The organism is Streptomyces kanamyceticus (assembly GCF_008704495.1).
Classification (GTDB): Bacteria; Actinomycetota; Actinomycetes; order Streptomycetales; family Streptomycetaceae; genus Streptomyces; species Streptomyces kanamyceticus.
In genome coordinates this window covers 7158925-7178733 of the sequence record NZ_CP023699.1, presented here as the reverse complement: position 1 = coordinate 7178733, position 19809 = coordinate 7158925, and the positions used below count along the sequence as shown (strand labels likewise).

The window sequence follows — 19809 nt, the reverse complement described above, 5'->3', positions numbered from 1 at the left end:
CAGCCGCCAGGCTTACGCGTCGCCGTCCTCGCCCCGGGCCCCCGAGTCATGCCACTTGGGATCGTTCTCCCACTCAAGGTTCCGCTCCCGAGCGGTCCGCATGGCGTGTTCCGCCTCCTCGCGGGACGCGTAAGGCCCCATCCGGTCCTTGCCGGGGCAGTCCGGCCCCTCCTCGACCTTCTGGTGTTCCAGGCAGTAGAACCACTCGCCCGGCTTGCCGACCGTCCGCTTCTTGAACAGCGCCATGACCCGCTCCTCTCGTCACGCGTTCCTGACGCCATGCTGCCCCACCTCCGCTGGCTAGACTCGCTGGCATGTCTGGCCAGTCACCGCTCGTCCCAGGGGAGCTCTCCCCCATCCGTTCCGTACCCGGCAACATCAGGCGCCCGGAGTACGTGGGGAAACCCGCGCCGACCCCGTACGCGGGGCCCGAGGTGCAGACCCCCGAGACCATCGAGCTGATGCGCACCGCGGGCCGCATCGCCGCCCGCGCCATGGAAGAGGCCGCGAAGCACATCGCGCCCGGTGTGACCACCGATGAGCTCGACCGCGTCGCGCACGAGTACATGTGCGACCACGGCGCCTACCCCTCGACGCTGGGCTACCGCGGCTTCCAGAAGTCGCTGTGCAGCTCGGTGAACGAGGTCATCTGCCACGGGATCCCCGACTCCACCGTCCTGAACGACGGCGACATCATCAACCTCGACGTCACGGCGTACATCGGCGGCGTGCACGGCGACAACAACGCCACCTACCTCGTCGGCGACGTGGACGACGAGTCGAAGCTGCTCGTCGAGCGGACCCGCGAGTCCCTCAACCGCGCCATCAAGGCCGTCAAGCCCGGTCGGCAGATCAACATCATCGGCCGTGTCATCGAGTCGTACGCCAAGCGCTTCGGCTATGGAGTGGTGCGCGACTTCACCGGTCACGGCATCAACACGTCCTTCCACTCCGGGCTGATCGTCCCGCACTACGACAGCCCGCACGCCACGACCACCATCCAGCCCGGCATGACGTTCACGATCGAGCCGATGCTGACGCTCGGCACGTACGAGTACGACATGTGGGAGGACGGCTGGACCGTCGTCACCAAGGACAGGAAGCGCACCGCGCAGTTCGAGCACACGCTCGTGGTGACGGAGACCGGCGCGGAGATCCTCACGCTGCCCTGAGACCGCCCCGCCGCGCGCCGAGCGCCCCTTCGAAGATCCGGATCCGACCAGAGGATCCGGATCTTCGTGGTTCCGGGCGCGGGGAGCGGGTAGTTTTTTACCGACAGGACGTCGGGAACCAGTTGACTTAGGTAAGCCTAAGTTGCCATGATCTGCAGGGATCGCACCGGTTCCCGCCATCCCGTCATCGCCCGGCTCCCTCTGGAGGTCCCTCATGGACACGCCGCTCACGCCCTTCTCCACGGTCATCCGCACCGCGTCGCACGAGCAGCACACCGAGGCCGAGACCTCCACGTTCATGGGCGACATGCTCGGCGGCAGGCTCGGCGTCGACGCCTACACGCGCTATACGGAACAGCTGTGGTTCGTGTACCGCTCCCTGGAGGACGGCGCCCGGACCCTGCGCGACGACCCCGTCGCGGGGCCGTTCATACAGCCCGAGCTGGCGCGCGTGAGCGAGCTCGAGCGGGACCTCGCCCACCTGCGCGGCGCCGACTGGCGCACGGGCCTCACCCCGCTGCCCGCCACCGCCGCGTACGCGGACCGCGTCGCCGAGTGCGCACGCACCTGGCCCGGTGGCTACGTCGCCCACCACTACACCCGCTACCTCGGCGACCTCTCCGGCGGCCAGATCATCAGAGGCAAGGCCGAGCAGACCTGGGGCTTCGCGCGCAAGGGCGACGGCGTCCGGTTCTACGTCTTCGAGGGCATCTCCAACCCGGCCGCGTTCAAGCGGGGGTATCGGGAGCTGCTCGACGGGATCGACTCGGTGGTCACGGACGAGCTGGAGAGGAAGCGGATCGTGGACGAGTGCAAGAACGCTTTCGCTTTGAATACGGCGGTCTTCCGTGAGCTCGGGGAAGAGTTTCCGCTGAGTGCCTGACGGGGCTGGTGTCTCGGGGGCTCCGCCCCCGGGCCCCCGCTCCTCAAGCGCCGGAGGGGCTGAATTCTCAGCCCCTCCGGCGCTTAGGTGTGTGTCAGGCCGTTTCCGGGCCGCCGCGCTTGCGGCGCGCCACTACCACCGCCGCCGCGCCCGCCGCCATCGCCACGCCCGCCGTGCCGAGCAACGCGGTCGAGGGCACGGAGGCGCCGGTGGAGGCCAGGGAGCCCGTGTCGCCGGTGTCGGCCGAGCCGCCGCCGACCGAACCGCCGCCGCCCACCGAACCGGAGCCCGTCGTACCGCTGTCGGCGATCGGGGCGTTGCCGGCCTGGCCGCCGTCGGAGGGGAGGTCGCCGCCGAGCGCGAGGGTCACCGGGTCGAGCTTCTCGCCGGGCTCGTAGGGGCGCGTGCCGCGGTTGACGAACTGCTGGGCGCCCGCCTCCGTGAGGGTCGCGGGGACCTTGTCGAACCGGACGACGCCGTCCTTCGCGGCGTACGAGACCTTGGAGAGGTCGAGCGTCGCGAACTTCACGTCGTTCTTGGTGCCCTGGGGCGTGGTGACGTCGACGAGGAGCGTGCCCTTGGCGCCGTCGGCCTGCACCTTGAGGTCGCCGAACTTCATGTCGAGGCCGTGCGCCTTGTACAGGAAGCGGACGCTGCCGCCGAAGGACGCGTCGATCTTCTTGGCGTCGGCGTCCACGTCGGCCTTGGCGTACGGGAACGTGTAGCCGCTGGAGACCTTCTTGGCCCCGCCCGCGACGGAGATGCTGCCGCCGGAGGAGATGTACTTGCGGAAGGTCTGCTTCAGGCCCCAGGAGAGGCTGCCTTCGGCGATCTTGTCGGCGGGCTGCTCGGTGCCGGAGGTGGGCTTGGCCGTGGGCTCGGTCGGGTCGGCGGTCGGCTTCGGGCTCTTGGTCGGCTCCGTCGGGTCGACCGTCGGCTTCGGGGTCTTGGTCGGCTCGGTCGGGGCGACCGTCGGCTCCTCGGTCACCGGGCCGCCCGGCGTCACGGTGAGCGTGGCCGGGTCGAGCTTCTCGCCCGCCGCGTACATGCCGTTGAACGCCTTGGCGCCGTCGGCGGTCAGCGTCGTCGGGATGTCCTTGAAGACCATCGCGCCGCCCTCGCCCTGGCCAGGGCGGACGGTGCTCAGGTCGAGCTTGGCGAGGTCGATGTCGTTCTGGGTGGCGCCGTTGAGGGTAACGTCGGCCTGGATGGCACCGGCCTTGCCCTCGGTGCGGACCTTCACGTCGGCGATCTTGATGTCGAAGGTGTGCGCCTTGGAGACGAAGCGGAGGCTGCCCTTGAACGCCGTGTTCATCGCGTGCGCGGGGCCGGGGTCGTACGTCCCCTTGCCCTCGGTGAAGGTGAACACCCCGTTGCCCTCGGCCTGCTTGGCGCCGTCCGTGGCCTCGATGGTGCCGTGGGCGATCCCCGCGACGTACTTGCGGAAGGACTCCTTGAGCCCCCAGTCCAGCGTGCCGTTCTTCAGTTCCAGCTTCGGCGGCGCGGCCTTCTCGCCGTCGGCGGCGAGCGCGGGCAGCGCGAGGGCGCTCGCGCCGAGCGTCACCGCGGTGGCGACGGCTGCCGCGAGGATTATGGGTCGACGGTTGGCGGCCATGATCAGGCTTCTCCTTGGGAGAGGGAGGGAGGGAGGGAGGGAGGGAACGGAGGGAAAACCGCGGGAGGGGTCAGGAGTCCGTGGACGTCGGTGCGCCCGACGCCGCCCGCTTCTTGCGTACGACGCCGAACGCCACCGCCGCGGCGAGCAGCAGCGCCACGCCCGCGCCGATGCCGATCGGCACGGCGTTCGACGAGGAGTCGGAGGATTCGGCGGCGTTCTCGGTCTTGGGCTCCGCGGACTTCGCGGGCCGCGGCGCGGGCTTCGCGGACGAGCCGAGGTCGGGCAGCGCGGGCAGCTTCGCGTCGCCGTCGAGCGCGACGGCGAGCGAGAGGGGGTCCATGGCGGAGCCCGCCTTGTACATGCCGCCGAACGCCTTGGCGCCGTCGGCGGTGAGCTTCGAGGGCACTTCGGTGAGGGAGACCAGGCCGTCCTTGGGCTTCAGGTCCAAGCCCTCGGCGGCGAAGGTGACCAGGGGCGCCTTCTTCAGGGAGACGTCCTTGCCGTCGGAGCCCTTGCTCTGGACGTCCGCGCTGAGCGTGCCCTTGCCGTCTTCGACCTCGACGGCGACCTTGCTGAGCGCGAGGTCGAGGCCGTGTTCGCCGGTGAAGCGGACGGTGCCCGCGAAGTCCGCGGCCAGGGTCCCCTTCTTCTCGTCGTACGTCCCCGCGCCCTTCGGGAAGCGGAAGAGCGCGCCGCCGTCCTGGGCCCCGGCGGACAGTTTCCACTCGCCCTTGGCGATGGATCCCGTGACGTACTCACGGAAGGTGCGGCGCACGCCCCAGTCGACGGCGGCGTCCTCGATGCGGCCCGCCGCCTTGTCCTTCTTGCCGGATTTCTTGTCGGACGACTTCTTGTCGTTGTCGCCCTTGTCGCCCTCGTCGCTCTTGTCGTTCTTGCCCTCGGCGGGCTTCCGCGCGGCGGTCAGGTCCGTGGACAGGCTCACCGGGTCGAGCGCGGTGCCCGCCGTGTAGTAACCGGCGAAGGCCTTCGCGCCCTGTGAAGTGAGCGTCGCGGGCAGGTTGTTGAGGGCGATCGGCCCGGTGCCGCCCTTCATGTCGATGCCGGAGATGTTGAGCGAGGCCAGCGGCACCTGCGCGGTCGAGGTGACCTTGCCGGTGCCCTTCTGCTTGCTGACCATGTCGGCGTAGAGCGTTCCGGAGCCGCCGGAGATCTTGACGGTAGGGCGGCTGATCGTGAGATCGAGCTCGTACGAGCCGCCCTTCTTGTGCCCGGTGAAGCGCACCCCACCGGAGAAGCCCGCGCCGAACGCGCCGCTGTCCGGGTCGTACGAACCCTTCGCCGAGTGGAAGCGGAACTGGCTGCCGCCGACCGTGGCGGCGCCGCCCTGGAGCGTCGAAGCGCCCTGTGCGATGGGTCCGGTGACGTAGCTCTGGAACGAGGATTTGATGCCCCAGTCGAGCCGTCCGCCCTGCACCGTGCGGCTCTCGGCGTGCGCGGTGGCCGCCGGGAGCAGTGCTCCGACGAGTGCGGTCAGGACGGCCACGGATCCGGCGCGGGCGGTGGCGCGCGCCTTTCTCGACGACGGCATGGGGGACCCCTCCAGGGCTAGCTAATGAGGTAAGGCTAACCTAAACTACGATCATCTCGGCCGGAACCCCCACCACCGGGAACCCCGGCACCTCGGACCTCAACAGCACGACAGGACGGTGGACTTCGGTGCGTATGCCGCGCTCACTCCGTATCGCAGGCGCGTGGGCCGCCGTACTCGCCCTCGGCCTCACGGGGTGCCAGACATCGGACGGCGACGGCGGTGCGGGGTCGCCGAAGACGCAGGCGAAGGCGGCCGCCCCCGACCGGGTCGAGCCCCTGAAGACGGCGCCGAAGCCCGTGCTGCCCGCCACCGTCACCTCCGCCGACGGGCACGAGGTGACGGTCGAGGACACCAGCAGGATCGTGCCGCTCACCGGCAGCCTGAACGAGATCGTGTTCACCCTCGGGCTCGGGAAGAACGTGGTGGCGCGCGACATCACCGCCACCTTCGAACAGGCCAAGAAGCTGCCGGTGGTGACACGTGCCCACGACGTCTCGGCGGAGAGCGTGCTCTCCCTCAAGCCGACCGTCGTCCTCGCGGACACCACCACCGGGCCCGCCGAGGCCATCGACCAGATCCGTGACGCGGGCATCCCGCTCGTCGTGTTCGACCCGGCCAAGGGCCTCGACGACGTGAGCCCGCGCATCGAGGCGGTCGCCAAGACCTTGGGCGTCGAGAAGTCGGGCGCCGAGCTGACCGCGCGCACCGAGCGGCGGATCGACGCCGTCCGCGCGGGCATCCCCGCGAACAAGGGGAAGGGCAAGGGCGGGAAGAAGCCTCGGGTCGCCTTCCTCTATCTGCGCGGCTCGGCCTCCGTCTACCTGCTCGGTGGCCGTGATTCCGGGGCCAGTTCGCTCCTGGAGGCGGCGGGCGCGGTCGACGCGGGCAAGGAGTCAGGACTGAAGAAGGACTTCACCGCGATCACCAGCGAGGCCCTCGCCAAGGCCGCGCCCGACGCGATCCTGGTGATGAGCAAGGGACTCGAATCGGTGGACGGCGTGGACGGGCTCCTCAAGGTGCCCGGCGTCGCCGAGACCCCCGCGGGCCTCGACCGGCGCATCGTCTCGATCGACGACGGAGTGCTCCTCAACTACGGGCCGCGCACCGACCGGGTGCTCAAGTCCCTGGTGGACCAGCTCCACGGGGACACCGAGTGAGCGTCCTGACCAAGGCCGCGGACCCGACCGCCGCCCCCGTGGCGCCCGGCGAGCCCCCGCGCCGCCGTCGCGGTGCCGCGTTCTCGCTGACCGTGGGGCTCGCGGCCGCCCTCGTACTCCTCTGTCTGATCTCCGCGGGCACCGGCGCCTACCGCATCCCGCTCGGCGACGTGCTCGGCTCCGTGCAGCACCGGATCGGGCTCGGCGGGGCCGCGCTCGACCGGGTCGGCGAGAGCGTGCTGTGGAACGTGCGACTTCCGCGCGTCGTGCTCGCGCTGCTCGTCGGCGCCTCGCTCGGCTGCGCGGGCGCGCTGATGCAGGGCGTGTTCGGCAATCCGCTGGCCGAGCCCGGCGTGATCGGGATCTCCTCGGGCGCGGCGGTCGGCGCGGTCGCCTCCATCGCGCTCGGCCTCAGCTTCTTCGGCAACTGGACCATCACCGTCTGCGCGTTCGTCGCCGGGCTCGCGACCGTCCTGCTCGTGTACGCGATGTCGCGCGAGGGCGGCCGCACGGAAGTCGTCACGCTGATCCTCACCGGCATCGCCGTGAACGCGTTCGCGGGCGCGCTCATCGGCCTGTGCATCTTCTTCGCGGACAACGCGCAGATCAGCCAGATCACCTTCTGGCAGCTCGGCTCGCTCGCCCAGGCGACCTGGCCCAAGGTGCTCGCGGTGCTTCCGTGCGCGCTGCTCGGGCTCGCCGTCGCGCCCTTCTACGCGCGCAAGCTGGACCTGCTCGCACTCGGCGAGCGGCCCGCGCGGCACCTGGGCGTGGACGTGGAGCGGCTGCGGCTCGTCCTCGTCCTCGTGGTGGCCCTGCTGACCGCGGCCGCGGTGGCCGTCGCCGGGATCATCACCTTCGTCGGCCTCCTCGTGCCGCACCTGCTGCGGATGGCCGCAGGCCCCGGGCACCGCTTCCTCGTGCCCGGGAGCGCGCTCGGCGGAGCGCTGGTCCTGGTCGCGGCCGATCTGGCCGCGCGCACCGTGGCCGCGCCCGCCGAGCTGCCGCTCGGTGTGCTGACCGCTCTCTTCGGCAGCCCGTTCTTCTTCTGGCTGCTGCGCAGGACCCGTCGCAAGCAAGGTGGTTGGGCATGATCCGCGGCATGACCGGGCGCCTTGGCAGGCGGCTCTTCGCCGGGCGCGAGCGCGCGCTGCCGGGGCCGAGCACACCGGGTGACGTGCTCGCAGAGGCCGAAGGCCTGCGCGTGCGGCTCGGCGGGCGCGAGGTGCTCCGCGGGGTCTCGCTCACCGCGCGGGCCGGTGAGGTGCTCGCCCTGGTCGGCCCCAACGGCGCGGGAAAGTCGACCCTGTTGGCCGCGCTCGCCGCCGACCTGCCCGCCGACGAAGGCGTCGTCCGGGTCTGCGGGAGACCCACCACCCAGTGGCCCGCCGCCGAACTCGCGCTGCGCCGAGCGGTGTTGCCGCAGTCGGCCGCGCTCTCCTTCCCCTTCCCCGTCGAGGACGTCGTCCGGATGGGCCGCGCGCCCTGGGCGGGGACGCGGCTCGCCGATGACGACGACCGGGTCGTGCGCGAGTCGATGGCGGCCACCGAGGTGGGCGACTTCGCCGTACGCCCCTTCTCCGCGCTCAGCGGCGGCGAGCGGGCCCGGGTGGCGCTTGCCCGGGTGCTCGCCCAGCGCACCCCGCTGCTGCTGCTCGACGAGCCGACCGCCGCGCTCGACCTGCGCCACCAGGAGCTGGTCCTGCGGATCTGCCGGGAGCGGGCGGCCGCGGGGGACGCGGTCGTGGTGGTCCTGCACGACCTGGGGCTCGCGGCGGCGTACGCGGACCGGGTCGCGGTGCTGCGCGCCGGGAGCGTCGCGGCGGCGGGCGCGCCCGCCGAGGTGTTCGACCAGGAGCTGCTCTCCGAGGTGTACCGGCAGCCGGTGGAGGTCTTCCCCCACCCGCGCACCGGCGCCCCCGTGGTCACCCCGCTCAGGGGCTCGGACATCCCCGCTTGACCCTCGCTTTGCCTGGTCATGGCCGACTCATCAGGCCCTTGTGATCGGTTTGTGAGAGCACGTGAAGCGTGAGAGCTGAATCACGGAACATGCGGGTATCACCGAGGTAAGGCTCAGTTAAGTTAGGTCCGCCTCACCGGCCCCCGGTGGGGTCTGCGCCAGTCCGTGAACCGCCTTGGAGCCCTCTATGCGACCCGTGCGACCCGCCCGCGTCTCCGTCGTCACCGCCGTCGCCACGGCGGCGGCCCTGACCGCCGTCACCGGCTGCACGGAGAAGAGCGACGCCAAGAGCGGCGGGGCGAACAGCGTCAGCGTGATCGCCACCGACGACAAGTGCGACGTCTCCAAGAAGGAGCTCTCCGCCGGGCACGTCGAGCTGGCCATCGAGAACAAGGGCTCCAAGGTCACCGAGGTCTACATCCTCTTCCCCGACGACCGCATCGTCAGCGAGCGCGAGAACATCGGCCCCGGCACCAAGCAGAAGCTGACCGCCGAGGTGAAGGCCGGGTCGTACGAAATCGCCTGCAAGCCCGGCATGAAGGGCGACGGCATCCGGCAGAAGGTCACCGTCACGGGCGGCACCAAGACCGCCAAGCGCGACCCGCGCCTGGACAAGGCCGTCGCCGAGTACCGCGCCTACGCGCAGGCACAGGCCGACGAGACGCTGCCCAAGACGAAGACCTTCACCGACGCCGTGCGCAAGGGCGACCTGGCGGCGGCGAAGAAGGCGTACGCCGCATCGCGCATCGGCTGGGAGCGCACCGAGCCGGTCGCCGAGTCCTTCGGTGACATCGACCCGAAGGTCGACGTGCGCGAGGACGGCCTCGAAGAGGGTCAGGACCTGGAGAAGGACTGGACGGGCTGGCACCGTCTGGAGCGCGCGCTGTGGAAGGACAAGAAGATCGGCGCGCGCGAGAAGACGCTCGCCACGCAGCTCGACAAGGACCTCCTGGACTGGCAGAAGCGGGTCGGCAAGGCCGTGATCACGCCGACCTCCATGGCCAACGGCGCCAAGGAGCTCCTCGACGAGGTCGCCACCGGCAAGGTCACCGGCGAGGAGGAGCGCTACTCGCACACCGACCTGGTCGACTTCAAGGCCAACGTCGAGGGCGCCCAGAAGTCCTACGAGCTCCTCAAGGCCGTCGCCGCCGAGAACGACCCGAAGCTCGCCAAGGAGCTCGACAAGCAGTTCGCGGCCCTGAGCAAGCTCCTGGAGAAGCACCGCGAAGGCGGCGCGGACTCCTACGAGTTCACCTCGTACGACAAGGTCGGCAAGGCGGACCGCAAGGAACTGCAGGACGGCGTCAACGCGCTCGCGGAGCCGCTGTCGAAGCTGGCGGCCGCCGTCGCCACGTCCAAGTAGCGGCAAGGGGGAACGATGGCTGAGATCACCAAGAACGAGCCGGGGACCGCGCCCGAAGCGGTCCCCGCCGCGGGCAACTCCCCCGCGCCGACGAGACGTTCGCTCCTCGCCGTGGGCGGCGCCGGGCTCGCGCTCGGCGCGGCCGCGGCGGGCGGCGCGGTGGCGATGGTCCGCACCGGCGACGAGGTGGCACCCGCCGCCGAATCGGGGGCCGCCGTCGCCTTCCACGGCGCGCACCAGGCAGGCATCGCGACCGCCGTCCAGGACCGCCTCCACTTCGCGGCGTTCGACGTGAAGACGGCCGACCGCGAGGAGTTCGTCCAGCTCCTGAAGGACTGGACGAAGGCCGCGGCGCGGATGACGGCGGGGCACGTGGTCGGCGAGGGCGCCTACGGCGGGCTCGCCGAGGCGCCGCCGGACGACACCGGCGAGGCGCTCGGTCTCAAGCCATCCCGGCTCACCCTGACGATCGGCTTCGGCCCCTCCCTGTTCGAGAAGTTCGGGCTCGGCGACCGGCGGCCCGACGCGCTGGTGGACCTCCCCAAGTTCCCCGGCGACAACCTCGACAAGGCACGCAGCGGCGGCGACCTGTGCGTCCAGGCGTGCGCGGACGACCCGCAGGTCGCGGTGCACGCCATCCGCAACCTCGCTCGCATCGGCTTCGGCAAGGTCGCCGTGCGCTGGTCCCAGCTGGGCTTCGGCAAGACGTCGTCGACGACGCCCGACGCCCAGACGCCGCGCAACATGATGGGCTTCAAGGACGGCACGAGGAACGTCTCGGGCACCGACACCGACGCGCTCGTCAAGCACGTGTGGGTCGGCGAGAAGGACGGCCCCGGCTGGATGACGGGCGGCTCCTACCTGGTGGCACGCCGGATCCGGATGAACATCGAGACGTGGGACAGGACCTCGCTGCAGGAGCAGGAGGACGTCTTCGGCCGCGACAAGGGCGAGGGCGCCCCCGTCGGCAAGGCCAAGGAGCGCGACGAGCCCTTCCTGAAGGCGATGAAGCCGGACGCGCACGTCCGCCTCGCCCACCCCGACGCCAACCACGGGGCGACGATCCTGCGCCGCGGCTACTCCTTCACGGACGGCACCGACGGCCTCGGCCGCCTGGACGCGGGCCTGTTCTTCCTCGCCTACCAGCGGGACGTCCGCGAGGGCTTCATCCCGGTGCAGCGCAGTCTGGCGCGCTCCGACGCGCTCAACGAGTACATCCAGCACGTGGGTTCCGCGGTCTTCGCGGTCCCGCCGGGCGTCCGCGGCAAGGACGACTGGTGGGGCAAGGGCCTGTTCACCCGGGAGGCGTGAGCCGATGTTCGGCAACTATCTGATCGGCCTGCGCGAGGGCCTGGAGGCCAGCCTGGTCGTCTGCATCCTCATCGCGTACCTGGTGAAGACCGGGCGGCGGGACGCGCTCCTGCCCATCTGGGTCGGCATCGGCGTCGCGGTGGCGCTCGCGCTCGGCTTCGGCTGCGCGCTCACCTTCGGCTCGCAGGAGCTGACGTTCGAGGCGCAGGAGGCGCTCGGCGGCTCCCTGTCGATCGTCGCGGTGGGCCTGGTGACGTGGATGGTCTTCTGGATGCGGCGCACCGCGCGGCACTTGAAGGCCGAGCTGGGCGCCAAGCTGGACGCGGCCCTGCAGATGGGCACGGCCGCGCTGGTGGCGACCGCGTTCCTCGCGGTGGGCCGGGAGGGCCTGGAGACGGCCCTGTTCGTCTGGGCGTCGGTGCGCGCCTCCAGCGACGGCTCGCACGCGCCGCTGATCGGCGTGGTCCTGGGGCTGCTCACCGCGGTCGCGCTCGGCTGGCTGTTCTACAAGGGCACGGTCCGCATCAACCTCGCGAAGTTCTTCACCTGGACCGGCGCGATGCTGGTCGTGGTGGCGGCGGGCGTCCTCGCGTACGGCGTGCACGACCTCCAGGAGGCGGAGTTCATCGGCGGTCTGCGGGACAAGGCGTTCGACATCAGCGCGACGATCCCGCCGGACAGCTGGTACGGCACGCTCCTGAAGGGCGTCTTCAACTTCCAGCCCGACCCGACGGTGCTGCAGGTCGTGGTCTGGCTGCTGTACCTGGTGCCGACGCTGCTGTTCTTCTTCGCGCCGACGCGGCGGACGGCCCGCGACAAGGCCCCGGCACCGGCGAAAGCAACGGTTCCGGAACAGGGCTGACCCCACAGGTCGCGGCCCGAACTCCCGTGCCTATGATCGCCGTTCACCAGTTGTTCGACATCCGAGGATCCCCCCATGCGTAACTCCCGCTTCGGGAAGAGCATCGCCACGCTGACGGCGGCCACCGCCGTGGCACTCGGCGCCTCGCTCATGACCGCCCCCGCGGCCTCCGCGGTCGGCGGCAGCGCCTGCACCAAGAACGTCAAGAACCACAAGATGATGGTCATCAACGTCGGCGCCACCGCCCGCTCGGGCCCCGGCAACAGCTACAGCAAGCGCAAGCACCTGGAGTGGTTCGACCAGGTCTACGTCCGCTGCTACACGGTCAAGCGCGGCACCCAGTGGTACTACGGCGACCTGCCGGGCACCAGCAAGCGCGGCTGGGTCGACGGGATGCTCCTCCAGGAGATCTGACCCGCGCCGAACGCCCTTTTCCCGGGCCCGATAAGGTTCGGCCCCGGGAAGGGGTAGGTGAAGGAATTCCGATGAGCAAGGTTCGCAGGGTTCGCGGTCTCGGTCGGCCTCTCATGGCGTCGGCGGCGGTGACGGCTCTGGCGCTGGCGGCGAGCGGGTGCGTGACCGTGCACGGCGAGCGTGAGGTCGTGCCTTCGGCCACCAAGTCCGAGGCGGCCAAGGCCCTCAAGGACTTCCTCACCGCGTACAACAAGGCCGACAAGGCGTACGACCCGGCCCTCGACGCCTCCCGGATCACCGGTCCGCTCGGCGCCATCAACCAGGCGGGCCTGAAGTCGCGCGGCGTCCAGCACCCGGGCGGCAACCCCAACGCGGTGCCGCTGGAACTGACGGACGTGAAGTACTCGATCCCGAAGAAGGCCGGCTGGCCGCGCTGGTTCCTCGCCGACTCCAAGGCCAGCCGCCGCGCGGACCTGCGCTGGCTGTGGGTCTTCACCAAGGACGGCCCGGACGAGCTGTGGCGCGCGACGTATCTGAACCTGGTGTCGCCGGGGCAGCTGCCCGAGCTGAAGAAGGACAAGGACGGCTGGGCGGAGCCGGTGACCGAGGGCGCGAAGGATCTCGCCCTCCCGCCGTCCGACCTCGGCAAGGAGTACACGTCGTACCTGAAGTCCGGCGGCGACGCCTTCGCGCCGGGTGATCACACGACGCGCTGGAAGGAGTTCCGCGACCGGAACTCCGAGCGGGCGGGCCTGGCCGTGCAGTACATCGACGAGCCGCAGAACGGCGGCACGTTCGCGCCGCTGGGGCTGCGCACCGAGGACGGCGGCGCGCTGGTGTTCTTCGCCACCCGCCACTACGAGCGGCAGACCGCGTTCAAGGGCCTGAGCCCGAAGGTCGACGCGGACGCGAAGGCACTGCTCAAGGGCGACGTCAAGCAGTCCCTGACGCTGACCAGGGTGTCCAACCAGGTGGTCGTCGACCCGGAGAAGTCTGGCGGCGGGAAGTCGGGCGGCGAGAAGGTGACGTTCCTGAGCCGCATCCAGGGGCTCACGGGGGCCCGGGGCGAGTAGGACCCCGCGGCCGCCCTCGGAGGCCGTCCAGGGCCCCTGAGGGCACCCGGCCGGTACTCGGTCTCAGCCGCGCGAGGGCCAGGCGGCGACGTCGTCCTGCGGCTCGCCCGCGACCCTGGCGCACTCGTCGGTGAGCGTCTCCAGGAGCGTCAGCGGGTCAGGCAGCGGGTGCTCGGGGCCGCGCACCCAGCGCATGCCCAGGTCGCCGGGGAGCCTGGCGGGCGGCACCAGGACGTACGAACCGCGGCAGTGCCAGCGCAGCCCCGGGTGCTCGTCCATCGTCTCGGGGTGGCAGTCGAGCTCACAGGGCCACCACTCGTCCTCGTCCTCGGGGGTGCCGCGGGTGGCGGTGTGGAAGAGCATCCGGTCGTCACCCGACTCGGCGACGGGACCGACCTCGATACCGGCGGCGAGCAGCCGCTCCAGGGCCTCGCGCCCGGCGCTCAGCGGCACGTCGAGGACGTCGTGGACCATGCCGGTGGCGGTGATGAAGTTGGCCTGGGGCTGGTGGCGCGCCCACCGCTCGATCTGGCCGCGGTCGGTCGTGGACTGTGTCTGCCAGGCGAAGGAGACGGGGTGCCTGGCGGGCGTGGGACAGCCGATCCGGTCGCAGGAACATCGGTAGCCGGAGGGATACGCGGCCGGTGCGAGCGGCAGTCCGGCCGCCGCTGCGGCCAGGAGCAGGTCCTCGCGGGCCCGGTCGTCGGCCGTGGTGTCCTTGGGGCGGCGACGCAGCCACTGGGAAATCCTGCCCTGTACGCCGGACCGGCTACCGTACTCCGCGCCCATCTAGCCCCTCACCTCGCCGTTGTGCCGAAAGCATGACCCATGGTCCCACCATCCTGCGCCCCGGGGGGCCGGAGCCCACATCCGGGGTACCTGGGGTGATCCAAGGCGCCGGATCACTTCGCGCGTCATTGCGTACTAAGAGGGGATTTACTCCCCTACGGTGTCGCCATGGTCATCAGGACTGTGCTGACAGCTCTCACGGCGCTGACCCTCACGGCACCGAGCGGCTTCCTTGCTCCGATCGAATGGGGCGGCGGCCCCCTGACCGTGGACGCGCTCCCCGGCGTCGTCTACACCGCGCACCGGGGCGGCGCCCTGGAGGTGCCCGAGAACAGCATGTCGGGCCTCGCGGCGGCGTACGAACGCGGTACCGCCCAGGTCATCGACTTCGACACCCGGATACTGCGCGACGGCACGCTGGTGGTCATGCACGACGCGACCCTGGACCGCACCACGTACGAGACGGGCCCGGTGCGGGAGCTGGACGGCGACGCGTGGCAGGACGTCCTGGTGCGGCCCGGCAGGAAGCTGCCGGGGTTCTGGATCCCGGAGCGCCCCCCGACGGTCGCGGAGGTGCTCGACCGGTTCGGCGGGCGCATCATGCTGATGCTGGAGGCCAAGGACCCGCAGAGCCTCAAGAGGCTGGCCACGCTGATCCGCTCGCGCGGCCTGACCCGCTCGGTCTTCGTGAACTCCAACAACCCCGCGGTGGCCCGGCAGGCCCACCGGATGGGCCTGCTCGCGCAGTTGTGGCGCTCCAAGGCGCAGATGCGCGCGGACAGGCCCGAGCACTGGGCGTCGTACGTGGACGTGCTCGACGTGGACTACAAGGCACGCGACAGCGATCTCCTGCGTGCGGTGAACTCGGGGATCCCCCGGGTGTGGGCGCACACGGTGACCACGCCCAAGCAGCGCGACCGGGCGCTGCGGCTCGGCTGCAACGGCATCATCACGGACGCGCCGGGGCTCCTGTCGCGCACCCCGATCGAGGCGTCGGCGTCGGCCGCGCTCAGGACGCGGCGGGGCGCGGCGTGATGCCGTGGAGCGCGTACTCGACGAGTTTGTCCGTGTAGGCGTGGGTGAGCGGGCCCGATCGCATCAGCCAGCGCTGGGCGAGCGGGCTCGACCACAGTTCGAGGGCGATGCGCGGGTCGACGTCGGGCGCGACCTGGCCCGCGTCCTGGGCCTGGCGCACGCGCTTCACGAAGAGCTGGAGCTGCGGCTCCAGGAGCTTCTCCACGAACTCGGCGCCCAGCTCGGGGTTGAGCAGCCCCTCGGCGGCGAGCGCGCGGTAGGGGGCGTCGTACTTGGGGTCGTTGAACTCGTCGACGGTGGCCCGCATCACGTACTTGAGGTCGGCCTCCAGGTCGCCGGAGTCCGGGATCTCGGTGACGGTCTCGTCCCGGCCCGCGTTCTCGCTGGCGGCCACGGACGCCTGCTCGGCGAGGTCGAGGAAGGCGTCGAGCAGGACGGCGCCCTTGGAGGACCACCAGCGGTAGATCGTCTGCTTGCCGACGCCCGCGCGGGCCGCGATGGCCTCGATCGTCAGCTTGCCGTAGCCGACCTCGCCGACGAGGGCGAGGGCGGCGTCGTAGATCGCGCGGCGCGAGCGTTCACTGCGGCGCGTGGAGTCAGGGGCTGATTTCTGGGCCATGGCATCGAATGTAGCAGCGAGCGAGGCGAGACGTTCCGTCTTGACAAGACGATACGTCTCGTTCAAAGTGGAGGGCGAAGCGAGACGAGTCGTCTCGCTTGATGCATCCCCGGCACATCCCCGACACGGAGGTACGACGATGACGCGAGGCGGATCCGGAAACATGCTGGGCGTCGGCGGCACGCGCAGCAATCTCTCCCGCAAGGACCTGCGCGGCGGCGGCCGCGACGGCCGGGTCGGCGGCGGTCTCAGCCCCCAGGAGCAGAAGCGCGAACTGCTGCGCAAGCTGCGGGAAGGCCGCGGGACGCACGGCCGGTCATGAGTGAAAGGCCGGATGGTGCCGCAACCACCCGTTCGGTGCACAGCGCGAAGGCTCCTCAGACCGCACTATGGGCAGCAACTGCCCCCGACAGGGGCAGCATCCGACCCTGCGGTACGTGAGGAGCCTTCGTTGTCCCGTTTTCCTCGCTCTCCTCGGTGCGCCACACCCCGGCGCTATCTGATGTGCCCACCGGCACACTTCAAGGTCACGTACTCCATCAACCCCTGGATGGATCCCGCCAAACCGGTCGACGTGCCGCTCGCCGTCGCCCAGTGGGAGGACCTGCGCGACGTGTACCGCTCGCTCGGCCACACCGTCGAGGAGCTCACCCCCAGAACCGGCCTGCCGGACATGGTCTACGCCGCCAACGGCGCGACCGTCGTCGAGGGCCGCGTGCTCGGCGCCCGCTTCGCCTACCGCGAGCGCGAGGAGGAGGCCGCCGCCCACCTGGAGTGGTTCAGGGCGCACGGCTACACCGAGATCCACGAACCCACCCACATCAACGAGGGCGAGGGCGACTTCGCCGTCACCTCCTCCTACCTCCTGGCCGGGCGCGGCTTCCGGGCCAGCCCGCTCTCGCACGGCGAGGCGCAGGAGTTCTTCGGCCGCCCGGTGATCGGGCTCGACCTGGTCGACCCCCGCTACTACCACCTGGACACCGCGCTCGCCGTCCTGGACGACGCGGCGGACGACGTCATGTACTACCCGCCCGCCTTCTCCCCCGGCAGCCGCACCGTCCTGGAACGGCTCTTCCCCGACGCGCTGATCGCCGAGGAGCCCGACGCCGTGGCGCTCGGGCTCAACGCCGTCTCCGACGGGCTCCACGTGCTGCTCCCGCAGGCCGCGATCGGCCTCTTCGAACCGCTGCGCGAGCGCGGTTACGAACCCGTCGGGGTGGACCTGGGCGAGCTGCTCAAGGGCGGCGGCAGCGTGAAGTGCTGCACGCAGGAGCTGCGGACCTAGCCGAGTTCCGCGGGGCAGAGCCGACGCGGCTCGTCGTCGCCCTTGAGGCGGGCGTCGACGCAGCCGCCCGGCAGCCCCTCGTACGCCGTGGTGCCGAAGTTGGCCGTGACGGTCAGCGTGCCCCTGCCGAACACCGTGCGCTGGACCGTGCGGTCCGCGGTCAGCCGCCGGTAGGAGGTCAGGGGCTCGGTGCCCGCCGCCTTGTGCAGCGGCGAGAAGTACCGCTGGAGCGCGGCCAGTTCGGCGCCGTGCTTCTTCAGTGAAGGACCGTCGAGGACGTAGTTGAGGGGCGTGTTGTAGAGCATCGCGAGCAGCGCGCGGTTCTTCTTCTGGCGCGGCAGCTTCTCGTAACTGAGCTCCCAGCGCTCGGTGTTGACCAGCGAGCCGTGCAGCGCCGTCTCGTAGAGCGGTGCGCGGTAGCGGGGGTCGTACATCGCCTTGGCGAGGTCGGCGGGCAGGTCGACCGGCTTGAAGAAGACACCGGGGGCGTTCTCCGGGTAGTAGCCGCCCCACTTCTCTCGGTCCTTCTGGAGCGCCCACAGGCCGTCGGCGGCCGGGGTGCCGCCGCCGTGGTCGAAGGCGAGCACCTGGTTCGCCCAGGCCTGGGCGGTCTCGGAGCCGAGGACGAGGCCCTTGCCGGTCTCCGCGATGCGGCGCATCCGCGCGAGGCGGTTCTCCCGGTCCCCCGCCTTGGTCATGCGGTGGCCCTCGCCGTGGTCGCGGAAGAGTTCACCGGTGGCGTCGACGTCGAGGAAGTAGCTGTCGGCGCCGTTGGCGACCATGGCGCGGGTGCGCTTGGCGAGGTAGTGGTGGCGGGGCTCGGCCTTCTCGAAGGCTTCCGAACTGAGGTAGCAGCCGCGTCCGCCGAAGCCCGTCTCGGGCTCGCCCTTCGCGTCGCGTACGCAGAAGTCGGGGTACACGGTGCCGGGCCAGCGGGAGTTCGGCGCGTCGGCGCTCTTCGGGTCCTGGCCGTTGGCGAAGGAGTCGTAGGGGCCCGTCAGGTATCCGGCCTTCTTGGCGGCGCTCACCGCTGCCTTGTCCGGGTAGGGCGTCCCGTCGTAGCCGAGCCACATCCGGTCGACGCCGAGCTTGCGGAGCTGCTCGACGCCCCCTGCCGTACGGGCCGTTCCCCAGGTGTAGGCGTGGAAGGCGCCGAGGAGCTTCCCGGTGGCGGGGTTCTTTGCGATCTTCCGCTTCAGGCTGCCGAGCCGGCCGCGTTCGGCGAGGTAGGAGCGGTAGTCGGCGGCGGGCGCGACCGCGTTGCCGTCGGTCAGGGCGAAGGTGACGGTGTAGTCGCGGGTGCCCTCGCCGCCGTCGAAGGCGTGCTTCGCCGTGGTGCGCAGGCGGCCGTCGGGGGCGGTGAAGCCGAGGGTCGTGCCGATGTCGGTGGGGGTGAGGTAGCTGACGCCGGTCCCGCTGCCGAGGGAGTAGCCCCACAGCGGCAGCGTCAGGCCTTCGCCCACGTCGACGGTGCTGCCCCCGAGTCCGCCCTTGCCCGTGGTCCAGAAGGCGTCGTCGACGGGGATGTCCAGGCCCTCGCCGCGCGGGAGTTGGAGCGCCGAGGCAGCGGCGTCGGTGCCGGTGACGGGCCAGCTGACGGAGGTGTCGCGGCCCGCCTTCAGACGCAGCGAGAGGCGGCCGTGGTCGGTGCGGGCGCTGACGTCGATGCCGCGTTCGGGGTAGCTCCAGCGGGCCCGGCCCTTGCCGGTGCGGGTCACCGGGCCCGGCGCGCCGAGGTCGGTGCCCGAGGCGTCGGAGAGGGTGAGGTCGCGGCCGTCCCCGGTGCGGGCGCGGACGGCGAGCGTGGCGGTGTCGACGACCGCGGTGCCGCCGTGGACGGCGAGTTCGACGCGGCTGCCATGCGGCTGTCCCGCGCCCGCGGTGAAGGCGTACGTGGTGGCACCGGCCGCGGTGAGCGCGAGGGCGATGGACAGGGCGAGGAAACGGGTCTCCGAGCGCCTGCGGGCATGGCCTGGAGAACTGATCTTGGTGGGCATAGGGATGTGGATAGTCGCCGCGTCTAAGAACCTCTTAAGAAGGCGGGTCAGCCTCTGAGGAAAAGGCGGGTCGGCCTCTTAAGAAGAGGGTCAGTTCAGCCATCTGGCCGGGGACGTGCTAACAATACGGACGCGCAGTGACACCGACCGTCCTGTGTGAACGCAGCACCACAACCAAAAAGTTGGGTCCACGGGGGCCCAGGGGGAAAGAGGTATCAGCGCAGTGAACCGTATGCGCACGTCCGCCGCGGTCCTTGCCACCGCGGGGGCACTCACGGCCGCACAGCTCGGCCTCGCCGGATCCGCGTCCGCCGCGACGGGATCGGCCGCTCCGAAGGCAGCGCCGCGCGCCGTCGCCGGATGCCCGATCGACATCGTCTACACGTCCCGCTTCCAGATCAACAGGAACGGCTGGGTCACCAACGGCGGGCTGTACTTCGGCATCAAGAACAAGAGCAGGTCGACCATCAAGAACGTCACGTTCACCGTGACCAACGTCAAGAACGTCCGCTTCGGCAGGGCCCTGCCGAAGGGCGGCAAGGTCACCCACAAGACGTCGAAGACCGTCTCGGTCTTCGACAAGACCTTCAAGGGCAAGGCCAAGCTCGGCTTCAAGGTGAACACGCACCTGCTGAACACCCGGTCCTACAAGGTCAAGTTCGCCGTGCACGGCACCGGCTGGAACTGCGCCGTCAACCAGGGCACCTGGGGCGCGTGAG

The 19809-nt window shown here is 70.8% G+C and carries 20 protein-coding genes; 14 read left to right on the top strand and 6 right to left on the bottom strand.

From position 1 onward, the window contains the following. Nucleotides 1-12: 12 nt before the first annotated feature. A complete protein-coding gene (locus tag CP970_RS31030; RefSeq protein WP_055555998.1) occupies nt 13-246 on the bottom strand; it encodes a hypothetical protein in 234 nt (77 codons plus the stop codon). 68 nt (nt 247-314) lie between these two features. Between CP970_RS31030 and map the strand changes: the two genes are divergently transcribed. After that, entirely contained in the window at nt 315-1172 is an 858-nt protein-coding gene (gene map / locus CP970_RS31025) for a type I methionyl aminopeptidase (RefSeq protein WP_055555995.1), read from the top strand. 214 nt (nt 1173-1386) lie between these two features. Further along, nucleotides 1387-2055: a biliverdin-producing heme oxygenase gene (locus tag CP970_RS31020; protein WP_055555993.1), complete on the top strand. Its 669-nt coding sequence runs from the start codon at nt 1387-1389 to the stop codon at nt 2053-2055. 94 nt (nt 2056-2149) lie between these two features. Here CP970_RS31020 and CP970_RS31015 read toward each other — a convergent pair whose 3' ends face one another. Next, a complete protein-coding gene (locus CP970_RS31015) occupies nt 2150-3670 on the bottom strand; it encodes an HtaA domain-containing protein (RefSeq protein ID WP_150494233.1) in 1521 nt (506 codons plus the stop codon). 70 nt (nt 3671-3740) lie between these two features. Continuing rightward, nucleotides 3741-5222, bottom strand: a complete 1482-nt coding sequence (locus CP970_RS31010; protein WP_150494231.1) for an HtaA domain-containing protein — start codon at nt 5220-5222, stop codon at nt 3741-3743. Between the two features lie 134 nt (nt 5223-5356). Between CP970_RS31010 and CP970_RS31005 the strand changes: the two genes are divergently transcribed. The 8 genes from CP970_RS31005 to CP970_RS30970 all read left to right on the top strand — a co-directional run bounded on the left by CP970_RS31005 (nt 5357) and on the right by CP970_RS30970 (nt 13365). After that, nucleotides 5357-6382: a heme/hemin ABC transporter substrate-binding protein gene (locus tag CP970_RS31005; RefSeq protein ID WP_055549348.1), complete on the top strand. Its 1026-nt coding sequence runs from the start codon at nt 5357-5359 to the stop codon at nt 6380-6382. Nucleotides 6383-6387: 5 nt separating this feature from the next. Continuing rightward, nucleotides 6388-7476 carry a FecCD family ABC transporter permease gene (locus CP970_RS31000; protein WP_055549379.1) on the top strand — a complete coding sequence of 363 codons (1089 nt, stop codon included), beginning with the start codon at nt 6388-6390 and terminating at the stop codon, nt 7474-7476. Between the two features lie 8 nt (nt 7477-7484). Next, on the top strand, nt 7485-8342 hold the full coding sequence (locus tag CP970_RS30995) for a heme ABC transporter ATP-binding protein (RefSeq protein ID WP_055549381.1): 858 nt from the start codon (nt 7485-7487) through the stop codon (nt 8340-8342). Between the two features lie 196 nt (nt 8343-8538). After that, complete coding sequence (efeO, locus tag CP970_RS30990; protein WP_055549350.1) at nt 8539-9705, top strand: iron uptake system protein EfeO; 1167 nt, start codon at nt 8539-8541, stop codon at nt 9703-9705. 15 nt (nt 9706-9720) lie between these two features. Beyond that, nucleotides 9721-11016, top strand: coding sequence for an iron uptake transporter deferrochelatase/peroxidase subunit (gene efeB, locus CP970_RS30985; RefSeq protein ID WP_079043637.1), 1296 nt, complete (start codon nt 9721-9723; stop codon nt 11014-11016). A 4-nt stretch (nt 11017-11020) separates the two neighbouring features. Next, nucleotides 11021-11878, top strand: coding sequence for an iron uptake transporter permease EfeU (gene efeU, locus CP970_RS30980; protein WP_055549352.1), 858 nt, complete (start codon nt 11021-11023; stop codon nt 11876-11878). A 75-nt stretch (nt 11879-11953) separates the two neighbouring features. Next, entirely contained in the window at nt 11954-12292 is a 339-nt protein-coding gene (locus tag CP970_RS30975; protein ID WP_055549354.1) for a hypothetical protein, read from the top strand. A gap of 71 nt (nt 12293-12363) precedes the next feature. Beyond that, nucleotides 12364-13365 carry a hypothetical protein gene (locus CP970_RS30970; protein WP_079043638.1) on the top strand — a complete coding sequence of 334 codons (1002 nt, stop codon included), beginning with the start codon at nt 12364-12366 and terminating at the stop codon, nt 13363-13365. Between the two features lie 63 nt (nt 13366-13428). On the opposite strand, the gene CP970_RS30965 is transcribed toward CP970_RS30970, so the two are convergent. After that, on the bottom strand, nt 13429-14154 hold the full coding sequence (locus tag CP970_RS30965; protein ID WP_055549359.1) for a bifunctional DNA primase/polymerase: 726 nt from the start codon (nt 14152-14154) through the stop codon (nt 13429-13431). A 168-nt stretch (nt 14155-14322) separates the two neighbouring features. On the opposite strand from CP970_RS30965, the gene CP970_RS30960 reads away from it, so the two are divergent. Next, complete coding sequence (locus CP970_RS30960) at nt 14323-15189, top strand: glycerophosphodiester phosphodiesterase (protein WP_055549361.1); 867 nt, start codon at nt 14323-14325, stop codon at nt 15187-15189. Here the strand turns inward: CP970_RS30960 and CP970_RS30955 are convergent. Further along, nucleotides 15164-15808, bottom strand: coding sequence for a TetR/AcrR family transcriptional regulator (locus tag CP970_RS30955; protein WP_055549363.1), 645 nt, complete (start codon nt 15806-15808; stop codon nt 15164-15166). The genes CP970_RS30960 and CP970_RS30955 overlap by 26 nt on opposite strands. A 139-nt stretch (nt 15809-15947) precedes the next feature. On the opposite strand from CP970_RS30955, the gene CP970_RS30950 reads away from it, so the two are divergent. Beyond that, nucleotides 15948-16130, top strand: a complete 183-nt coding sequence (locus CP970_RS30950; protein WP_150494229.1) for a DUF6243 family protein — start codon at nt 15948-15950, stop codon at nt 16128-16130. Nucleotides 16131-16259: 129 nt separating this feature from the next. Next, nucleotides 16260-17093, top strand: coding sequence for a dimethylargininase (ddaH, locus tag CP970_RS30945; RefSeq protein ID WP_338061044.1), 834 nt, complete (start codon nt 16260-16262; stop codon nt 17091-17093). Here ddaH and CP970_RS30940 read toward each other — a convergent pair. After that, a complete protein-coding gene (locus CP970_RS30940) occupies nt 17090-19090 on the bottom strand; it encodes a glycoside hydrolase (protein ID WP_055549367.1) in 2001 nt (666 codons plus the stop codon). The two genes, ddaH and CP970_RS30940, sit on opposite strands and share 4 nt — an antisense overlap. 232 nt (nt 19091-19322) lie before the next feature. Here CP970_RS30940 and CP970_RS30935 point away from each other — a divergent pair, with 232 nt between their 5' ends. Continuing rightward, on the top strand, nt 19323-19808 hold the full coding sequence (locus tag CP970_RS30935) for a hypothetical protein (RefSeq protein WP_224059339.1): 486 nt from the start codon (nt 19323-19325) through the stop codon (nt 19806-19808). The last annotated feature ends 1 nt before the right edge of the window (nt 19809 follow it).

Bases quoted from the DNA above. Each gene is read 5' to 3' on its own strand.
- CP970_RS31030 (WP_055555998.1), bottom strand. From the start codon at position 246: ATGGCGCTGTTCAAGAAGCGGACGGTCGGCAAGCCGGGCGAGTGGTTC.
- map (WP_055555995.1), top strand. From the start codon at position 315: ATGTCTGGCCAGTCACCGCTCGTCCCAGGGGAGCTCTCCCCCATCCGT.
- CP970_RS31020 (WP_055555993.1), top strand. From the start codon at position 1,387: ATGGACACGCCGCTCACGCCCTTCTCCACGGTCATCCGCACCGCGTCG.
- CP970_RS31015 (WP_150494233.1), bottom strand. From the start codon at position 3,670: ATGGCCGCCAACCGTCGACCCATAATCCTCGCGGCAGCCGTCGCCACC.
- CP970_RS31010 (WP_150494231.1), bottom strand. From the start codon at position 5,222: ATGCCGTCGTCGAGAAAGGCGCGCGCCACCGCCCGCGCCGGATCCGTG.
- CP970_RS31005 (WP_055549348.1), top strand. From the start codon at position 5,357: ATGCCGCGCTCACTCCGTATCGCAGGCGCGTGGGCCGCCGTACTCGCC.
- CP970_RS30995 (WP_055549381.1), top strand. From the start codon at position 7,485: ATGACCGGGCGCCTTGGCAGGCGGCTCTTCGCCGGGCGCGAGCGCGCG.
- efeB (WP_079043637.1), top strand. From the start codon at position 9,721: ATGGCTGAGATCACCAAGAACGAGCCGGGGACCGCGCCCGAAGCGGTC.
- efeU (WP_055549352.1), top strand. From the start codon at position 11,021: ATGTTCGGCAACTATCTGATCGGCCTGCGCGAGGGCCTGGAGGCCAGC.
- CP970_RS30975 (WP_055549354.1), top strand. From the start codon at position 11,954: ATGCGTAACTCCCGCTTCGGGAAGAGCATCGCCACGCTGACGGCGGCC.
- CP970_RS30970 (WP_079043638.1), top strand. From the start codon at position 12,364: ATGAGCAAGGTTCGCAGGGTTCGCGGTCTCGGTCGGCCTCTCATGGCG.
- CP970_RS30965 (WP_055549359.1), bottom strand. From the start codon at position 14,154: ATGGGCGCGGAGTACGGTAGCCGGTCCGGCGTACAGGGCAGGATTTCC.
- CP970_RS30960 (WP_055549361.1), top strand. From the start codon at position 14,323: ATGGTCATCAGGACTGTGCTGACAGCTCTCACGGCGCTGACCCTCACG.
- CP970_RS30955 (WP_055549363.1), bottom strand. From the start codon at position 15,808: ATGGCCCAGAAATCAGCCCCTGACTCCACGCGCCGCAGTGAACGCTCG.
- CP970_RS30950 (WP_150494229.1), top strand. From the start codon at position 15,948: ATGACGCGAGGCGGATCCGGAAACATGCTGGGCGTCGGCGGCACGCGC.
- CP970_RS30940 (WP_055549367.1), bottom strand. From the start codon at position 19,090: ATGCCCACCAAGATCAGTTCTCCAGGCCATGCCCGCAGGCGCTCGGAG.
- CP970_RS30935 (WP_224059339.1), top strand. From the start codon at position 19,323: ATGCGCACGTCCGCCGCGGTCCTTGCCACCGCGGGGGCACTCACGGCC.